We start from the raw sequence: 15,692 nt of genomic DNA, 5'->3' as shown, positions 1-15,692 counted from the left end.
TGCAGCGAAAAACGGAACGCCCGCCAGATGCCCTAGCAAGGCTGCTGGCGGGCGTTTGGTTTCCGATAGAGAAACTATCGTCCCACCATAAGAATTGCCGCTACGGGCGATTTATGGGGTTCGATTTTTCAGAGGTGTCCGGCGGCATTTTGCATCTATAGGTTGCTTTTATCGCTGGCGATCTGTTCAGGACGCCTTGCTCACGCCATCAGCCCACTCGGCGGCCACAACCTCGAAGATGCCGGCGACGGCGACGGCGCCCGGGTCGGGCAGGCCAGTGAGATCCTGCGACGAGAGATAGGCGGCCCGCCCCGCTCTCGCCTTCGCCATGCCGGCGGTGGCGTCTGATCCGGCGCGTGCCGCGCGGGCGGCTGCGGCAATACCCTCCGATCCGAGCGCGTGCAGGCCCGGTTCTAACGCGTCCACCAGCGTGCGCGCGCCGGGTGTCGCTCCGCCATAGAAGGTGACGCGCTCCAGCCCGGCCCGCAGCGCCGTGGGCACATCGCGGCCCTCCCCCAGCGCCGTGGCGGCGGCGGTGAAGAAGATGGACATCAGGACGCCGCTGGAGCCGCCCATGTCGGTGCCGAGGATGTGGCCGATCTCCGCGAAGGTGGCCGGAATGTCCGCCTGTGGCAGATGCGGAATGCGGGCAGAGACGGCGCGTGCGGCGGTGGCGAAGGTGGTGCCGGTGTCGCCGTCGCCGATGCGGGCATCGAGCCGGTTCAACTCCGCTTCCTGTGCGGCGAGATGGGCGCAGACGGCGCCGAGGACGCGTTCCACCGTGGCATTGCTGCTGGCGCTCGCGGCCTGTGCGTCGTCCGCTCCCTTCGGCGCTGGCAGAACAACGATGTCATGCGTCTCCACGGGCTCGACCCATGAGGTCGGCTCCACCGGCGCGCGCAGGGCCGCCTCGCGTCCAGCATCGAGCTTGATGAGCGAGAGCGAAAAGCCGTTCATATTCAGCGCAGTCATGAGGGCGCGGGGGCCGATGACTAGCTTCACGTGATGGGCGAGGGGAGAGGTGAGGACCGCATCAGCAATGAGGCTCATCTCCAGTGGCGGCACGGCCCCGAGATTATTGATCAGCAGCGCATGGGGCGCGGCGACATCGAGGCGGGCGGCCAGCCGCTCGGTCATGGTGGCGATCAGCGCATCGGCGGACTGGACCGCGATGCGCTCGACGCCCGGCTCGCCATGGATGCCGAGCCCGAGTTCCGCTTCTGCTTCGCCCAGCCGCTCTTCATGGGCCTGGCCGGGGATGGAGCAGGTGGAGAGCGACATGCCCAGCGAAACGATGTCTCGTGCCGCCGCCTGCGCGGTGGCAGTCACTTCGGCGAGGCTCGCGCCGCTCTCGGCCGCATGGCCGGCGATCTTGTGCACGAACAGCGTGCCGGCGACGCCCCGGGGCTGGGCGATGTCTGGCAAAGCGATGTCGTCACCGACGATCACCATTTCCACCTTGAAGCCCTCGACCCGGGCTTTCTCTGCCGCGAGGCCGAAATTGAGCCGGTCACCGGTGTAATTCTTCACCACCAGCAGGCACCCGGGCGTGCCGGTGACGGCGCGGATGGCGGTGAGCACCGCTTCCACGCTCGGGGAGGCAAAGATCTCGCCGGACACTGCGGCGGTGAGCATGCCCCGGCCGACGAAGCCGGCATGGGAGGGCTCGTGGCCCGCCCCGCCGCCGGAGATGACCGCGACCTTCGCCTTGTCCCAGTCGGCACGGACGATCACCTTGATGCCGGGATAGGCATCCAGCCGGGCCAGCTTGCCCGGCGCGGCGGTGCGCAGGAGGCCGTCGAGCGCCTCGGTGACGATGCTCTCGCGGCGATTGAAGAAATGCTTCATGGGCGTGTCCTCGGGGGCTTTTGCATCGGCACCGCGTGAGGCGGGGTCGGCTTGCGCATCGGTCCAGCGACGCTTGGGAAAGCGCTGGCGGCACAAGCGTTTGGAGTAAACCCTTCGGCACGGAGAGGGGCAAGTGCTGCGCGTTGCTGCGACGCAGCATTGCGCAGCATGGACTGGCTTGCAGCCGCGAGAGGGTCGCGCGTGGGCTGTTCGAAGGACAAGCGTCGAGGTGATGTGCGGCGCGGCAGAGCGGAGGAGCGCGATCAGAAGTCCCGGCGCATCACGAGGGCGTCGGTGCTCCCGTCCGGCCCCTCGTAATAGCCCTTGCGCCGGCCCACCTCGCCATAGCCGGAGCGGCGATAAAGGGCGATGGCCGGCGCATTCCCCGCTTCCACCTCCAGAAAGGAGGCAGTGACGCCGCGCGCGGCGAGCCGCCCGAGATGGTGCCCGAGCAGCCGGGCGCCGAGGCCCCTGCCCCGGCTCGCGCGATCCATGACGATCGAGAGGATTTCCGATTCCGGCGGCACGGCGTGAGAGAGCACGAAGCCGAGCAGGCGTCCGCCTGGACCCGCCGTCACCACATGCCCGACCCCGGCCCGTTCGGACAGCAGCCGCTCGAACTCCTGCCCCGACCAGCCGCGATGGAAGGCGGTGGCGTGCAGCCGCGCGAGATCCGCCGCATCCGCGAGGGTGGCGTCGCGGATATCCGGCTCGGGCGTGGAAAAGAAGCGGGAGACGAGGCTCATCGCCGGGCGATGCGGGCCGCGTCCTGCGGCTTGGCATCGGGCGGGCGCAGATAGAGCGGCCGCGGTTCCGCACGGGCGGGATCGGCAACGGCGCCAAGCCGCGCCACCCACGCGACGTCGGGCGCCACCTGCGTCTCCACGACCGTGGGCAATTCTTCCTTAGGCGGCCACAGCTCCGCCACCAGCGCCGCGCCCGAGCCCACCAGCCGCACGGGGCCGATGGCGACGGAGCGGGCCGCATCCTTCACCGCCGCGATGCGCGGGGCAATGAGCGTGCGGCCACCGGCGCCGAACATCTGCATATAGACGTGGCCATGCCGGGCATCGATGGCCGAGACCACGGGCAGCGTGTCGTCGAGCGCGAGATACGGCGCGGCCAGCGCCGACAGCGTGGTCACGCCCACCACAGGACAGCCCGCCACGAGACCGAAGCCGCGCGCGGCGGAAAGGCCGACGCGCAGGCCGGTGAAGCTGCCCGGCCCCACGGTGACCGCCACGCGCCAGAGCGCGCGGAAATCCACCTGCGCGTCGCGCATCACCTGTTCGACGATGGGGATAAGCGCCTCCGCATGGCCGCGCTCCATGAGCAGCGAGTCGCCGGCGACGATGGCATCAGCCTCGACGTCGAGCACGGCGACCGAACAGGCGGCCAAGGCAGTATCAAGCGCAAGTACGAACATGGATCGTGGACGGGCTCCCCGCAGCCACGATTGACCGAAACCGGCGCTGACGGAAGGGGATCGGAGGCGAACCCCCGCAAAAGCTGTGAAAGGGAGGCCCTGCCCGAGGTGGTATCTCGGGCAGGTGAAGCCGCGACGCGCGTGCGGCTCAGACCGGGCGCACCTCGTTCACCTCGGGCACGAAGTGGCGCAGCAGGTTCTCGATGCCGTTCTTCAGCGTCGCCGTCGAGGACGGACAGCCGGAGCACGAGCCCTTCATGTTGAGATAGACCACGCCCTCGCGGAAGCCGCGGAAGGTGATGTCGCCGCCATCGGCGGCCACCGCCGGACGCACGCGGGTTTCGATCAGTTCCTTGATGGTGCCGACGATCTCCTCGTCCGCCTCATTGAAGAACTCCTCGCCATCCTCCTGATCGGCCGCGACGCCGTCCGCGAGGACGGGCGCGCCGGACATGAAGTGCTCCATGATGGCGCCGAGGATGGCGGGCTTCATGTGCGCCCAGTCGCCGTCGGTCTTGGTCACTGTGACGAAATCCGAGCCGAGGAACACGCCGCCAACGCCCTTCACCTCGAACAGGCGCTGGACGAGCGGGGAGCGGCCGGCTTCTGCCGGCGAGCGGGCTTCGAGCGTGCCGTCACCAAGCACGGTGCGGCCGGGGAGGAACTTGAGGGTCGCCGGATTCGGCGTCGCCTCGGTCTGGATGAACATGGGCGCTGTCCCTGAGCAATGTGTGGCGCGGCTTTCCGCCGCGCGCGTCGCGCTCAACATAAGCATCAACGCCCGTTCCCGAAAGGCCCGTCCCATGCGGGGACAAGCAGGAACGCGCCGCGAACGAACCGGCACCGAATCGCTGACCCGGCCGGGCTTGTCCATTTTAGGTGACGGGCATTATAGGATAATGGACAACGGGAGAGGGCGATGGACATTCGCGACGCCACGGCCGCCGACATCGACAGCATTCTCGCCATCTATAACGATGCGGTGGCGCACACGACCGCGATCTGGAACGAGACGCTGGTGGACCGCGAGAACCGCCTCGCCTGGCTCACGGCGCGGACCGAGGCGGGCTATCCCGTGCTGGTGGCGGTGGACAGCGCGGGCGCCGTGCTCGGCTATGCCAGCTTCGGCGACTGGCGGGCGTTCGATGGCTACCGTCACACGGTGGAGCATTCCGTCTATGTGCGCGCGGACGCCCGGGGTGGCGGCATCGGCCGTGCGCTCATGGAGGCGCTGATCGCCCGCGCCCGCGCGCTTGGCAAGCATGTGATGGTGGCGGGCATCGACGCCGAGAACGCGGCCTCCCTGAAGCTGCACGCGGCGCTGGGCTTCAAGGCCGTGGGCCATCTGCCGGAAGTGGGCGTGAAGTTCGGCCGCTGGCTGGACCTTGCCTTCCTCCAGCTCATCCTTGATCCGCCGGGAATGCCGGCCCGCTGATGCGTCCCGGAACGGGACAGGAGGCGCCGCGCACGGGGCGAAAGGGAGAACACAGGGCGTCCGAATCGCGTCACGGGCGATGTTCGCGCTTCGCCCCTGCCCTTGCGCGAACCACCGCCCGTTCCCACGTCTTCGGCGTGGCCGCACATGGCGGCCCGGACAAGGAGACTTGGTACCCATGAACTACATGCGCACGGCCGTCCTTCTGGCGGGGCTGACCGCGCTCTTCATGGTGGTGGGCTTCGCCATCGGCGGCAAGGGCGGCATGATGGTCGCGCTGCTGGTCGCCGCCGGCATGAACCTCTTCAGCTATTGGTATGCCGACAAGATGGTGCTCGGCATGTACGGCGCGCGCGAGGTGGACATGCGCACCGCGCCGGAGTTCGTCTCCATGGTGGCGGAGCTGGCGCGCCGGGCCGAACTGCCCATGCCCAAGGTCTATATCATCGACAATCCGCAGCCGAACGCCTTCGCCACCGGCCGCAATCCGCAGAATGCGGCGGTGGCCGCCACCACGGGCCTGTTGCAGACACTGAACCCGGACGAGGTGGCGGGCGTGATGGCGCACGAACTGGCGCATGTGAAGCATCACGACACGCTCACCATGACCATTACCGCCAGCATCGCCGGCGCCATCTCCATGCTGGCGAACTTCGGCCTGTTCTTCGGCGGCGGCAATCGCGAGAGCAACAATCCCTTCGGCGGCATCTCCGCCATCCTCATGGCCATCCTCGCGCCCATCGCGGCCATGGTGGTGCAGATGGCGATTTCCCGCTCGCGGGAATATGAGGCGGACCGGGGCGGCGCGGAAATCTGCGGCCAGCCGCTGGCGCTGGCCTCCGCGCTCGCCAAGATCGCGGGCGGCGCCCATGCCGTACCTAACTATGCGGCGGAGGCGAACCCCGCCACCGCGCACATGTTCATCATCAACCCGCTCTCCGGGGCGCGGATGGACAATCTCTTCTCCACTCACCCCAACACCGAAAACCGCATCGCGGCGCTCGAGGATCTGGCCCGGCAGATGGGCGGCTATCGCCCGGCGCTGGCCACGGCTGCCCCGGCACGGGGACCGTGGGGCGGCAATACTGGTGGCACCCGGCGCGGCCCCTGGGGCTGAGGCTCAGGCAAGCTCGGAAACGGTGAGGCAGCTCCCCGGCCCGTAATGCAGCGTGTTGCGGGCGAAATAGGGCGGGCCGGGCATGTCGAACTGCACATAGCCATCGCTGACATTGCTGCGCACCAGATCGAGCCGGCTGCCGATATCGAGGCGCAGCCGGTCCCCTGGCTCCAGCCGCGTCGGCGCGGGCGTGAGGCTGAAGGCGACCTCCACCGGCGTGCCCGGCACCAGCGGTTCCCGCACGGAGGTGTCGTGGACGATCTCGCAGCGCGTGTCGCGGGCGGGGTCTCGCCGCCGCCGGGCGGCGCTCATGGCCCCCAGCGAGAGCAGATGGAAGCGCCCGTCCCTGTCCACGCGGCCGAGGCGGGCGACGAGCGAGGTGTCGATCTCGTTGGAGCTGATGGTGAGGTGCAGCGACACCGGCCCGGCGAGCGTCAGGGGCTGCGTCACCGCCCGCTCGAAGGTGAGAAGCGGGTTTGCCACCTCGTCGAACCCGCCCAGCACCGGCAGGCCAAGGGGCACGGCTGCCCAGCGGTTCTCCCCCTCCCCCGGTTCATCGCTCAGGCGGTGGGTCGCCGCATCCGCCCCGCCGGAGGCGAGATGGAAGCGGCGCTCCCGCGCCTCCGGCACCGGGAAATCCTGCGCGCCCACATACTGGTTCGCGCCTTCCAGCCAGTAGCGCACGGGCGGCTGGGCGGCATAGCCATTGTCCGTGCCGTGCAGCACATGGTCGAAGAAGGCGAGCGCCTCCAGCTGCCAGGCATAGACCGGCAGCTCATAGACCGGCGGGGCGAGGATCAGCCATTTGCGGCCCTTGGGCGTGCCGGCATTCTCGAACAGGTCATACGCGCCGAACTGGTGCAGGTTGAAATAGCCGAGATTCTGCACGGCCACGAAGGGCACCTCGATCCGGTCGAGGCTGCCCGAGGGGCCGGACTGGAGCCATGAGGTCTCGCGGGATTTCGCGTCCAGCATCCAGTTGGCATAGATCTCGCGCACGTTCTTCTTCGGCGTCTTGGCCATGAAGGCGCGGTAGAGCGCATCCACCCGCTTCAGCAGCGCCGGCTGCCAGATGCGCTTTAGCGGTGAATTGGTGATGTGGCTGAGGAGCGCCCGCACCACGGGTGGCACGCGCAGGTCATACATGGCCTGCGTGAAGTTGGCGCCCATCCAGAGATTGAAGAAATAGAGATTGCACACCCCGCCGAAGTGGATGAGGTGGCGGAAGTAATCCGTGCAGATCTCGTTGCAGCAGAAGGCCTTCAGCGCCGGCGGCCGGCGCACCGCCACCAGCGGCTGCGTCATGCCGTAATAGGAGGTCCCGAACAGCACCACCCGCCCGTCGCACCAGGGCTGGGCGGCGGCCCAGGCGATGACCTGCTCGTGATCGTCCACATCCTCCGGCGACAGGAAGAGGTTTTCCGTGCCGCCCGAGCGCCCCATGCCCCGGCGCATCACCACCACCTGCCCGTAGCCGCGATTGGTGAACACCGGCGGACAGCCGATCTCGTTGCTGCCCGTGGGCACCCCGGCCGTGTGCAGCTCCCGCGAATAGGCGGCGAACTGCACGATGGCCGGATAGCGCCCCGGCACGCGCGGCACATAGACATCCGCCGAGAGCGTGACCCCGCCCGCCACGGGAATGCGCTCATCCGCCAGCAGCCGGCAGCCGAGCCCCTCATGAGCGGCGCGGCCGGGCGTCCAGCCGGCCAACTGCTCGTGCGTGAGGTCCGGTGCCTTGAGGGGGATGAGATTGTCGAGCCAGGCGGGCATGGGGCACCTGTGGGGCGGTCAGGCGGTGGGGGGAGCGCCGGCCGGGGCATCGGCAGCGAGCAGACGGAAGAGTTCCTTGAGCACGGTGGCATTCACCGCCTGTCCTGCCTCAGGGCCGAGGGCGGCGCTCATGACCGCGAGGCCGGTGCCCAGCGCATGCAGCAGCGCCACCTGCGCGGGCGTTGGCTCGAGGCCCGCGCCCGCCAGCATTCCGGCGGCGCGCTCGCGCATGGCGGTGACGAGCCTCTGGTAGAGATCGCGAAAGGCAGGATCGCCATCGGCAGCCAGCACCAGCGAGACGAGGACGCGGGTGTTCTGCGCATTCGTCAGCGCCTGCGCGAGCCGGGCGAGTCGCTCCGGCGGATCGGCGGCTTCGCTCATGGCCGCGCCGAGATTGGCGATCTGGCCCTCGACCGCTGTCTCCAGCACCGCGCGGGTCAGGTCCGCGCGGGTGGGGAAATAATAGGTGAGGTGGCTCTGGGAAACGCCGGCCGCCTTTGCCACGCGCGGCTGCGTCAGGCCAGCAAGCCCCTGCGTGCGCAGGATCTCCACCGCTGCCGCCAGCACCCTCTCGCGTACGTCCGTCGGCGGCATGGGGCATCCTTGGTTGGTAAACCTACCAAACACGGTTTCATTAGATTGACAATCCCGGATGGAATGTCTCCTGTGGTGGTGTGTCTCTTTCGGCTCTATATTGATAGGGGCGTATTGTGTCTGTTTTAGATGATCTTTCTGAAAGTGTTGATCCAGTAGACCGAGAGCTTGCTAGGACTCTGCAGGTTTGGTTGAACGTAAAGTCGCTGCTGGGCCGGAAAAGGACCTTGGGCTATGAGCCCAGAGACATTCGTGCTCATGGTGCCGTGGAAGTTATATCAAGGCGGATTATTAACGGTTCCGGCGGTTTTAATGAAGTTCCGCCCAAAGATAGCTACGAGTCAATTGTTGACAGATACCCTGATCGGTTCCCGGAGCATGTGGTAAAAATTGCACGCGAAAGGTTGGAGGCTGAAAAATCTGCTTTTCAGCCTACGCTCGATGATTCCGTATTAGAGGACCGCGTTCGAACTCTGCTGTCACGATCTTTCCAAGATGTACCTGACGGCATACGCGAACCTAAAGTGTCTACATCGGTCTCGAACGTATTCTTGAGGGATCCGAAGGTAAAAGCATTTGTCCTGCGTTGCGCTAACGGCGTTTGCGAGTGTTGCGGATGTAATGCTCCTTTTACAACCGTGGAGGGGATGCCTTTCCTTGAGGTGCATCATGTTCGCCATCTCGCTGACGGAGGTAGCGACACGGTCAGTAATACGGTGGCCCTATGCCCGAATTGCCATCGGGCTATGCACTGTGCAGGTGATGCTTCGGATCGCAAGGCGTCACTTTATCGGAAGATCCCACGACTAGTGATCGAATGACTGCTCATGGATCCCCTTGCGCCCATCCCGTGAACCCCCTAGTTCCACGGGATGAAAGCACCTTCGCGTCCCAATCGCCCCCATGGTCCCGCGCGCGGCAACGGTCCGCGCGGGCCGCAGCGTCCTGCCACGTCCGCCGGTCTCCCGGCCCGCCTGCTTGCCGCCGATGCGCTGGATCGCATCCTGCGCGGCAATGCCTCGCTGGAGGACGCCTTCATCCATGATGCGGGTCTGGAGCCCCGCGACCGGGCGCTTGCCTTCCGCATCGTCGCCACCGCGCTGCGCCGCCTCGGCACCCTGCGGGCGGTGCTGACCGCGCTGATGGAGCGCGGCGCGCCCAAGTCCGCGCCGAAGGTGGAGACCGTGCTGCTGGTGGGCGCGGCGCAGATCCTGTTCATGGATGTGCCGGACCATGCGGCGGTGGGCCTCAGCGTGGATATCGCGCGCGGCGACAATTCCACGGCAGGCTTTGCCGGCCTCATCAATGCGGTGCTGCGCCGCCTCGCCCGCGAGCGCGAGGAGCGCCTGGCGGCCGTCGCCACCCTCGGCCTCGATACGCCGGAATGGCTGCGCCAGCGCTGGACCAAAGCCTATGGGCCTGAGCGGGCCAAGGCCATCACCGACATTCTTTCCCACGAGCCGGCCCTCGACATCACCGTGAAGTCCGATGCTGCCGGCTGGGCGGAGAAGCTGGGCGGCGAGGTGCTGCCCACGGGCACGGTGCGCGTGCTCCAGGCCGGCGCCGTGCGTGCCCTGCCCGGCTATGAGGACGGCGAATGGTGGGTGCAGGACGCGGCCGCCGCGCTGCCCGCGCGCCTTCTGGGCGATGTGGCGGGCAAGAGCGTCGCGGACCTCTGTGCCGCGCCCGGCGGCAAGACCGCCCAGCTCGCCGCCGCCGGGGCCAAGGTGACGGCGGTGGACCGCTCCGGCCCCCGCCTCGCCCGCCTCTCCGAGAATCTCGCCCGCCTCAAGCTCACCGCCGATGTGCGGGAAGCCGATGCCGCAAGCCTCAAGGCCGGGCCGTTCGATGCCATCCTGCTCGACGCGCCCTGCACGGCCACGGGCACGCTGCGCCGCCATCCCGACATCGCCTGGGCCAAGCGTCCCTCGGATGTGGCGACGCTCGCCGCCGTGCAGGCGGGCCTCATCGACCATGCGCTGGACCTGCTGAAATCCGGCGGCCTTCTCGTCTATGCCACCTGCTCGCTGGAGCCGGAGGAAGGCGAGGCGCAGGTGGCCCGTGTGCTTGCCGCCCGCAATGATGTGGAGCGCGTGCCCCTGAAGCCGGACGAGATGGAGGGCCTTGCTCCTTACATCACGCCCGAGGGAGATCTGCGCACCCTGCCCTGCGATCTGGTGCGCGGCGAGCCGGAAAGATCGGGCCTCGACGGCTTCTTCGCCGCCCGCTTGAGAAAGCGCTAACCCTTTCTCACGTATGGGGGAGGGGACGGAGTCCCCGGAGGGTGACGAATCTGCCCCAAGGTCGGCTCCGTCGGAAGCGCGGCTGACGCCGCCGAACGAGGGCCATGAGGACTGATGCCGCCCTGCCCCGCCCGTGGATGCCGCCGCAAGGCACGCATCGCGCGGGGGCGCGGATGGTTCTCCCGACCCTCCCGGGAGCGGAGCGATGGCGAACACGACGGCTGGAAACATGCCGTGGAAGGCAGGTGGGGGGCGGTCCCGCGCCGCCCGTCGGGGCGCGCTGATGGAGCGCCTCCGGCTCGCCGCCTTTCTCACCGACCGCCTCTGGCGGCTCGTGACCGCGCGTGCGCCCGGCGCCCCGCTCACCCTCGCGCAAGTCGTCGTGCCGGTTCCCGAGCGGCTGCTGATCGCGCCGCAGGACCTGCGCACCGGGGATGCCACCCGCGCCACCGAAATCTATGCCGGCACCTTCGCCTTCGCCGGCAAGGTGGCCTTCCTGGAAGGCAAGACGCCGTTCGAGCTGGAGCCGCCGTCCCGCGAATGGGCGCAGGTGCTCCATTCCTTCTCCTGGCTGCGCCATCTGCGCGCGGCGGGAACCACCATCGCCCGCGCCAATGCCCGCGCCCTTGTGGGCGACTGGATGCGCGATGCCGGCCGCGCCCGTGCCATCGCCGCCGATCCGGAAGTGACGGCCCACCGGGTCATCGCCTGGCTCACGCAGGCGCCCTTCATCCTTCAGGATGCGGACCACGAATTCTACCGCCGCTTCATGCGCGCCATCGCCCGGCAGGTGCGTGGCCTGCGCAAGGCGGCCAGCGACGCGCCGGATGGCTATCCGCGCCTCATCGTCATCATCGCCCTCGCCTTCGCCGGCCTGTGCATGTCGGAGCAGTCGCGGCTGCTGCGGGCGGTGCAGAAGCGCCTCTCCGAGGAACTGGAACGGCAGATTCTCGCCGATGGCGGCTCCATTACGCGCAGTCCCGGCGTGCTGATCGAGCTGCTGCTGGACCTTCTGCCGCTGCGCCACGCCTTCGCCGCGCGCAACCAGCCCGCCCCGCCGGCGCTGATGAACGCCATTGACCGCATGATGCCCATGCTGCGCTTCTTCCGGCATGGGGATGGCTCGTTCGCCTTGTTTCACGGCATGGGCCATACGGCGGCGGACGAGCTCGCCACCATCCTCGCCTATGACGATGCGCGCGGCGCGCCGGTGGCCAATGCCCCCCATTCAGGCTTCCAGCGGCTCGATGCCAAGGGCACTGTGGTGATCGCCGATACGGGCCCACCCCCACCGATTGCCGCCTCCATGGAGGCGCACGCCTCCTGCCTCGCCTTCGAGTTCTCCTCGGGCCGCAACCGCATCATCGTCAATTGCGGCATGAGCGCCATCAACCGCGAGGTCTGGCGGCAGGTGGCCCGCGCCACGGCGGCCCATTCGACGGCGGTGGTGGGCGACACCTCCTCCTGCCACTTCCTGCATGGCACTTACCTCACGCGCCTCGCGGGCGTGCCGATCATTTCCGGCCCGCGCGACGTGCCGGTGCAGCGGGGCGCGCGCGAAGGTGCCATCCTGCTGCGGGCGAGCCATGACGGCTATGCGGATGCCTTCGGGGTCATCCACCAGCGCTCCTGGCGGCTGGCGGCCGATGGGTCGCGGCTTGATGGCGAGGACCAGTTCCGGGCGGCCGAGGGCGCGCCCTCCGCTCTCGGGCGCACACCCTTCGCGGTGCGCTTCCATCTCCATCCACAGGTGCAGGTGGAGCGGCTGGACGATCCCTCCACCGTGCTCCTCGGCCTGCCCAATGGCGAGGCCTGGGCTTTCGTGGCGCCGGGCCAGCAGGTGGTGCTGGAGGAAAGCGTCTTCCTCGCCACCTCGGAGGGGCCGCGCCGCACCACGCAGCTCGTCCTGCTCGGCACGCTGGCGGATGATCCCCGGCTCGTCTGGACGCTCCTGCGCACCCGTGAGGCCCAGGTGCCGCGCCCCAGCGGATCACGCGGGTCCCGCGGCTGAGGGTCGAGGCCGCGCTTGGCGCATGGGAGGCAACGCTTCGGCATGGATGACGGCACCGGCCACCCGTGATAGGGCGACGGGCAAAATCGCCCGCGCCCCAATCGCCGCGCCCGGAGAGCCCCATGTCCGTCGATGTCCGTCCCATCACCCGTGCCCTCCTGTCGGTGTCCGACAAGACCGGGCTGGTCGAATTCGCCACGGCGCTCGCCAAGAGCGGGGTGGAACTGGTCTCCACCGGCGGCACCCGCAAGGCGCTGGCCGATGCCGGGCTCGACGTGAAGGACGTCTCCGACCTCACCGGCTTCCCTGAGATGATGGATGGCCGCGTGAAGACGCTGCACCCCAAGGTGCATGGCGGCATCCTCGCCATCCGCGGTGACGCCGGCCATCAGGCTTCGCTCGCCGAGCACGCCATTGCCCCCATCGACCTCGTGGTGGTGAACCTCTATCCCTTCGAGGCCACCGTTGCGCGGGGCGCCGGCTTCGACGACGTGATCGAGAACATCGACATCGGCGGCCCGGCGCTCATCCGTGGCGCCGCCAAGAACCACAATGACGTGGCCGTGGTGGTGGACACGTCCGATTATGCGGCGGTGCTCTCCGAGGTGCAGCTCCATGGCGGCACCACGCTCGCCCTGCGCAAGCGCCTCGCCCAGACCGCCTATGCCCGCACCGCCGCCTATGACGCGGCCATCTCCAACTGGTTCGCGACGCAGGTGGATGCGGAAGCGCCGCTGTTCCGCGCCGTGGGCGGCAAGCTCATCGAGAGCCTCCGCTATGGCGAGAACCCGCACCAGAAGGCGGCCTTCTATGCCTCGGACGAGCGCCGCCCCGGCGTCGCCACCGCCCGTCAGGTGCAGGGCAAGCAGCTCTCCTTCAACAACATCAACGACACCGACGCCGCCTTCGAGGCGGTGGCCGAATTCCATCCCGCCCGCACCTCGGCGGTGGTGATCGTGAAGCACGCCAACCCCTGCGGCGTGGCGGAAGGCGCCTCGCTCGCCGAGGCCTACACCAAGGCGCTGGCCTGCGATCCCGTCTCGGCCTTCGGCGGCATCATCGCCGTCAACCAGACGCTGGACGCCGAGGCGGCGAAGCTCATGACCGAGATCTTCACCGAGGTGATCGTCGCCCCCGACGCCACCGAGGCGGCGATCGCCCTCGTCGGCGCCAAGAAGAACCTGCGCCTGCTGCTCACCGGCGGCCTGCCGGACGTGCGCGCGGCGGGCCTCAACATCCGCACGGTGGCCGGTGGCCTCCTCGTGCAGAGCCGCGACAACGCCACGGTGGACGATCTGGAACTGAAGGTCGTCACCAAGCGCGAGCCCACCGCGCAGGAACTCTCCGATTTGCGTTTCGCCTTCCGCGTGGCCAAGCACGTGAAGTCCAACACCATCATCTATGCCAAGAACGGCGCGACGGTGGGCATCGGTGCCGGCCAGATGAGCCGCGTGGATTCGGCCCGCATCGCCGCCCGCAAGGCGCAGGATGCGGCCGAGGCGGCGGGCCTCTCCGAGCCGCTGACCAAGGGCTCGGTGGTGGCCTCCGATGCCTTCTTCCCCTTCGCCGACGGCCTTCTGGCGGCGGTGGAGGCGGGCGCCACGGCGGTGATCCAGCCCGGCGGCTCCATGCGCGATGCCGAGGTGATCGCGGCTGCGGATGCTGCGGGCCTCGCCATGGTCTTCACCGGCGTGCGCCACTTCAAGCACTGATCGGGACACTGGCCGCACCCCGCCTCGCCAGCGCGGGGCGGGTGTGGTTTCCATGACGGCCGCCGGCGGCTTCGCCTGCGGCACCTGCCAAGCCGGACGTACGATCCGGCGGGAAAGCCATGGGAGGCCAGATCATGAGTGCCGGCGCCGCTGCGCCGCGTCCCGGCTTCTGGATCGTGCCGGGCGTGCTTCTCGTCCTTGCCGCCGCGCTTTATGCGGCTGGTCCCGCGCTCGGTCTGGCCCCGCGCACCGCGCTCGGCGCTGCCATCGGCCTGCTTTGCATGGGACTGTGGGCGACGGCCGCGCTGCCGGAAATCGTCACCACTTTCCTGTTCTTTGCACTCGCGACCCTCACCGTCGTCGCGCCGCCACCGGTGGTGTTCTCGGGTTTTGCCGCGTCGGCTTTCTGGCTGGTGCTCTCCGGCATGGTGGTCGGGCTCGCCATCTCGCGCACCGGACTTGCCGCCCGCATCGCGCAGGCCCTGGCCGGGCCGCTGTCCGGCTCCTATCCGGCCCTCATCGGCGGCACCGTGGCGCTCAGCTATGCGCTCGCCTTCGTCATGCCGTCCAACATGGGCCGCATCGCGCTGCTGATGCCGATCATGCTCGCCTTGTGCGATCGCATCGGCCTGACACCCGGCCGGGCGGGGCGCACCGGCGTCGTGCTGGCTGTGGGGTTCGGCACCTTCCTGCTCTCCGCCTCCATCCTGCCGGCGAACGTGCCCAACCTCGTGATGACGGGTGCTGCCGAGCAGCTTTATGGCCTGCGCTTCGGCTATCTGCCCTATCTCATCCTGCATGCCCCGGTGATCGGCATCGGCAAGGGCGTGGTGCTGGTGCTGCTCATCACGCTGCTCTTTCCCGATCGTCTGGCGCGCTCCGAAGGCGTGCCGAGGCCCCCGCGCACGCCCTGGAGCGCGGCGGAGCGCCGTCTCGCGGGCCTGCTGGCGCTGACCCTCCTGCTCTGGATGACCGATAGCCTGCACCACATCTCGCCAGCCTGGATCGGCATTGCGGGCGCCGCCCTGTGCCTGATGCCGGGCATCGGTGTGCTACCCCCGGAGGCGTTCGGGCAGGTGAACATGCGCACCATCTTCTACGTGGCCGGCCTGCTCGGCCTCGTGGCGACCGTGAATGCCAGCGGCGTCGGTGATGCGCTCGGTGACGCGCTGGTCGCGCTCATGCCCTTCTCGCCGGAGACGCCGGCGGCGAATTTCGGCTGGCTCCTCGCGCTCGGGAGCACGCTGGGACTGGCAGTCACGTCGAACGGCGTTCCGGCCCTGCTGACGCCCATGGCGAAGGAACTCGCCGCCGCTACCGGCTTTTCCATCGAGGCCGTGGTGCTGGCGCAGGTGCTCGCCTTCTCCACCGTCATCCTGCCTTATCAGGCGCCGCCCATCATCGTGGCGCTGGAACTGGGGAAGGCGCGGATTGCCGATGCGACGCGCCTCGCCCTGGCGAGTTCCGCGCTCACCTTCCTTCTGCTTGCGCCGCTCGATTATACGTGGTGGCGGTGGCTCGGCGTGATCTGAC

12 protein-coding genes are annotated in these 15,692 nt (G+C 68.6%); 6 read left to right on the top strand and 6 right to left on the bottom strand.

The genetic code is table 11. From position 1 onward, the window contains the following. Positions 1-186: 186 nt before the first annotated feature. The 4 genes from DFO45_RS19750 to DFO45_RS19735 form a co-directional block, all read right to left on the bottom strand. Positions 187-1,848, bottom strand: coding sequence for a dihydroxyacetone kinase subunit DhaK (locus DFO45_RS19750; RefSeq protein WP_133866194.1), 1,662 nt, complete (start codon positions 1,846-1,848; stop codon positions 187-189). A gap of 263 nt (positions 1,849-2,111) precedes the next feature. After that, positions 2,112-2,594, bottom strand: a complete 483-nt coding sequence (locus DFO45_RS19745) for a GNAT family N-acetyltransferase (protein WP_133866193.1) — start codon at positions 2,592-2,594, stop codon at positions 2,112-2,114. Then, on the bottom strand, positions 2,591-3,274 hold the full coding sequence (tsaB, locus tag DFO45_RS19740) for a tRNA (adenosine(37)-N6)-threonylcarbamoyltransferase complex dimerization subunit type 1 TsaB (RefSeq protein ID WP_133866192.1): 684 nt from the start codon (positions 3,272-3,274) through the stop codon (positions 2,591-2,593). The genes DFO45_RS19745 and tsaB overlap by 4 nt, the downstream gene beginning before the upstream one ends. Before the next feature lie 148 nt (positions 3,275-3,422). Continuing rightward, complete coding sequence (locus DFO45_RS19735; RefSeq protein WP_012173222.1) at positions 3,423-3,983, bottom strand: NifU family protein; 561 nt, start codon at positions 3,981-3,983, stop codon at positions 3,423-3,425. A gap of 210 nt (positions 3,984-4,193) precedes the next feature. On the opposite strand from DFO45_RS19735, the gene DFO45_RS19730 reads away from it, so the two are divergent. Next, a complete protein-coding gene (locus DFO45_RS19730; protein ID WP_133866191.1) occupies positions 4,194-4,709 on the top strand; it encodes a GNAT family N-acetyltransferase in 516 nt (171 codons plus the stop codon). 178 nt (positions 4,710-4,887) lie between these two features. Then, positions 4,888-5,826 carry a zinc metalloprotease HtpX gene (htpX, locus tag DFO45_RS19725; protein WP_133866190.1) on the top strand — a complete coding sequence of 313 codons (939 nt, stop codon included), beginning with the start codon at positions 4,888-4,890 and terminating at the stop codon, positions 5,824-5,826. Positions 5,827-5,829: 3 nt separating this feature from the next. On the opposite strand, the gene DFO45_RS19720 is transcribed toward htpX, so the two are convergent. Together DFO45_RS19720 and DFO45_RS19715 are read right to left on the bottom strand one after the other, a co-directional pair. Further along, positions 5,830-7,599, bottom strand: coding sequence for a CocE/NonD family hydrolase (locus DFO45_RS19720; RefSeq protein WP_133866189.1), 1,770 nt, complete (start codon positions 7,597-7,599; stop codon positions 5,830-5,832). An 18-nt stretch (positions 7,600-7,617) separates the two neighbouring features. Beyond that, positions 7,618-8,193 (bottom strand): TetR/AcrR family transcriptional regulator, encoded by a 576-nt coding sequence (locus DFO45_RS19715; protein WP_133866188.1) that lies wholly within the window; start codon positions 8,191-8,193, stop codon positions 7,618-7,620. Positions 8,194-9,065: 872 nt separating this feature from the next. Between DFO45_RS19715 and rsmB the strand changes: the two genes are divergently transcribed. The 4 genes from rsmB (at position 9,066) to DFO45_RS19690 (ending at position 15,691) form a co-directional block, all read left to right on the top strand. Beyond that, positions 9,066-10,436, top strand: a complete 1,371-nt coding sequence (gene rsmB / locus DFO45_RS19705) for a 16S rRNA (cytosine(967)-C(5))-methyltransferase RsmB (protein WP_133866187.1) — start codon at positions 9,066-9,068, stop codon at positions 10,434-10,436. A gap of 205 nt (positions 10,437-10,641) precedes the next feature. After that, positions 10,642-12,447, top strand: a complete 1,806-nt coding sequence (locus DFO45_RS19700; protein WP_244421767.1) for a heparinase II/III family protein — start codon at positions 10,642-10,644, stop codon at positions 12,445-12,447. Positions 12,448-12,569: 122 nt separating this feature from the next. Further along, on the top strand, positions 12,570-14,159 hold the full coding sequence (purH, locus tag DFO45_RS19695) for a bifunctional phosphoribosylaminoimidazolecarboxamide formyltransferase/IMP cyclohydrolase (RefSeq protein ID WP_133866186.1): 1,590 nt from the start codon (positions 12,570-12,572) through the stop codon (positions 14,157-14,159). 134 nt (positions 14,160-14,293) lie between these two features. Then, positions 14,294-15,691 (top strand): SLC13 family permease, encoded by a 1,398-nt coding sequence (locus DFO45_RS19690; RefSeq protein ID WP_133866185.1) that lies wholly within the window; start codon positions 14,294-14,296, stop codon positions 15,689-15,691. Position 15,692: the final 1 nt, after the last annotated feature.

It is taken from the genome of Azorhizobium sp. AG788, assembly GCF_004364705.1.
In the GTDB taxonomy this organism is placed as follows: Bacteria; Pseudomonadota; Alphaproteobacteria; order Rhizobiales; family Xanthobacteraceae; genus Azorhizobium; species Azorhizobium caulinodans.
This window is presented reverse-complemented; position numbering and strand designations above follow the sequence as displayed.